The following is a 2457-nucleotide window of genomic DNA, read 5'->3' as shown; positions in this document are numbered from 1 at the left end:
AATGGATTTTTCAGATCGCCAGCAAGAGCCGGGCAAGAAGTTCCTGGGCATAGGGCTGGTCATAGCGTTTCACGTAGTGCTGGTGTATGCACTGCTCAATGGCTTGGGCACCAAGCTCATCGAAATCGTGCAAAAGCCTTTAGTGACAAAAATTGTCGAAGAAGTGCCGCCACCGCCACCACCACCAGATACGCCACCACCGCCACCGCCGAAACTGCTGGCTCCACCGCCACCATTTATTCCGCCGCCGGAAGTGCAGGTACAACCACAGGTACAGCCACAGAACACCATTTCTGCCGTATCTAACGTCAAACCTGAAAACCCGGTGTTCAGCAAAGCACCGCCGGCACCTGTTGCAGAAACACCGAAAGCAACCGGCCCTGTGACGGTTCCCGGCGTCATCGACTTCAACGTCGCTGGCTGCAAACCCGAGTACCCACGCGCTTCTTTGCGTAATGAAGAAACCGGTACGGTTGTTCTCTCCGTCTTAGTCGGTGCTGATGGCTCCGTTTCTGACGTCAAGATCGACAAATCGAGTGGCTACCGTGGTCTCGATAATGCCGTCCGTACCCAATTGCTGTCTGGTTCCTGCAAAAACAAACCAGGTACCGTCGATGGCAAACCACAACCGACCTGGACGAAAGTGCAGTACGTGTGGAAACTGGATAACTAATCCTGAGTCCAGGCAAAAGCAAGAAGTCAGCGTTCCCGGTAATACCTCTCTGACCTCCTGCTTTACCCAGAAAACAGCATGAATTAAAAACGTCACCTTCGTGCAGGACAAAACAGACCTGAACGAAGTGACAACAAAAACAGTCGTAAGCAATACCAACCTTCTATATTTGTTATTAAAGGAAGCACCATAATGAAAACCCGTTTCTCCGCATTTCTGGCTGCAGCTCTCCTGGCATTGACTGCCGCTGTTGCCGTCGCTCCAGCTTCCGCACAAGAAGCTTCCGCAGCTGCCTCCACTGCAGCACCTGCTGCTTCCGCACCAGCGGCTGACGCTGCTGCACCTGCTGCCGCACCTGCCGGCGACATCGCTGCTGCGCCTGCGAAAGAAGTGATTGAAAACCCATACGGCTTAGACGCGCTCTGGAAAACAGGTGACTTCGTTGCCAAAGGCACACTGATCATCATGGTCATCATGTCCATGGGTAGCTGGTACATCCTGATCACTAAAATCATCGACCAGGTCAAACTCTCTGGCCAGGCCAAAGAAGCTGGCAAATTCTGGAAAGCCGCTTCCGTCCAGGCCGGTTCCGCTGCACTCAAAGAAGGCAGCCCATTCCGCTTCATCGCTGACTCTGGCATCAAAGCCACAGAACACCATGAAGGCGCGCTGCTGGAACAAATCGATCTGAACACCTGGGTCTCCATGTCCATCCAACGCGCAGTCGACAAAGTACAAAGCCGTCTGCAAGATGGTCTGGCCTTCCTGGCGACTGTTGGCTCTACAGCACCATTCGTTGGTCTGTTCGGTACAGTCTGGGGTATTTACCATGCGTTGACAGCGATCGGTATGTCCGGTCAGGCATCGATCGACAAAGTAGCGGGCCCTGTGGGTGAAGCGCTGATCATGACCGCGATCGGTCTGGCAGTGGCGGTTCCAGCGGTTCTGGGCTACAACTTCCTGGTACGCCGCAACAAGAGCGCGATGGAAGAAGTCCGCTCCTTTGCAGGTGATCTGCACTCCGTCGTTCTGTCTGGCAGCATGAACAAGGTAGCTAAGAAATAAGACGGCACACCAGACACACAGTCACAAGCACGAACGACTCAAGTCACAACGCCGGTTGCCTAGCGCACCGGCGTGCAATCTGAAAGAGAACACACTATGGCAATGGCAATCGGCAACGATGGTGATGGCGAAGACGAAGTCAACAGCACCATCAACACCACCCCGCTGGTCGACGTCATGCTGGTCTTATTGATCATCTTCCTCATCACCACCCCGGTGATTACTGACACGGTCAAACTCAAGCTCCCGGCAGAACGCAACCAGATTTACAAAACCAAACCAGAAAACATCACCGTATCGATCAGCAAAGATGGTGACGTCTACTGGAACGGCGGCATGAAACCCCTGCCAGGCGGCACCGAAGGTTTGTTTGACAAACTCAAAGTCGAAGCCGTCAAAGTACCGCAACCGGAAGTCCATATTCGTGGCGACCAGAATGTGCGTTACGAATTCGTTGGCAAAACTATCCTGACCGCCCAGCGCGCCGGGATCACCAAGGTCGGGTTCGTGATCGAACCACCACCACGGAACTAAGGAAAAGGACCAGATATGGGAATGCAAATAGGCTCAGGCAGCTCCTCCGCCGATCCTGAAGTGATGATAGAAATGAACATGACGCCGTTAATCGACGTCATGTTGGTGCTGATCATCATGCTCATCATCACGATCCCGATTCAGAATCACTCCGTGAATCTGAACATGCCGACGAACACCCCGAG

Annotated in this window: 4 protein-coding genes; all 4 read left to right on the top strand. The window is 53.5% G+C overall.

Annotated features, from left to right (window positions below; translation table 11 throughout):
• On the top strand, positions 1–673 hold a 673-nt coding region (locus H8K26_RS17575; protein WP_190481350.1), incomplete at its 5' end, for an energy transducer TonB.
• Positions 674–865: 192 nt separating this feature from the next.
• Positions 866–1738 carry a MotA/TolQ/ExbB proton channel family protein gene (locus H8K26_RS17570; protein ID WP_190481348.1) on the top strand — a complete coding sequence of 291 codons (873 nt, stop codon included), beginning with the start codon at positions 866–868 and terminating at the stop codon, positions 1736–1738.
• 96 nt (positions 1739–1834) lie between these two features.
• Positions 1835–2272, top strand: coding sequence for an ExbD/TolR family protein (locus tag H8K26_RS17565; RefSeq protein ID WP_186886253.1), 438 nt, complete (start codon positions 1835–1837; stop codon positions 2270–2272).
• 15 nt (positions 2273–2287) lie between these two features.
• The coding region (locus H8K26_RS17560) for a biopolymer transporter ExbD (RefSeq protein WP_190481347.1) at positions 2288–2457 on the top strand (170 nt) is incomplete at its 3' end.

This window comes from Cognatundibacterium aquatile (assembly GCF_014699135.1).
Lineage (GTDB): Bacteria > Pseudomonadota > Gammaproteobacteria > Burkholderiales > Burkholderiaceae_D > Undibacterium > Undibacterium aquatile.
This window is presented reverse-complemented; position numbering and strand designations above follow the sequence as displayed.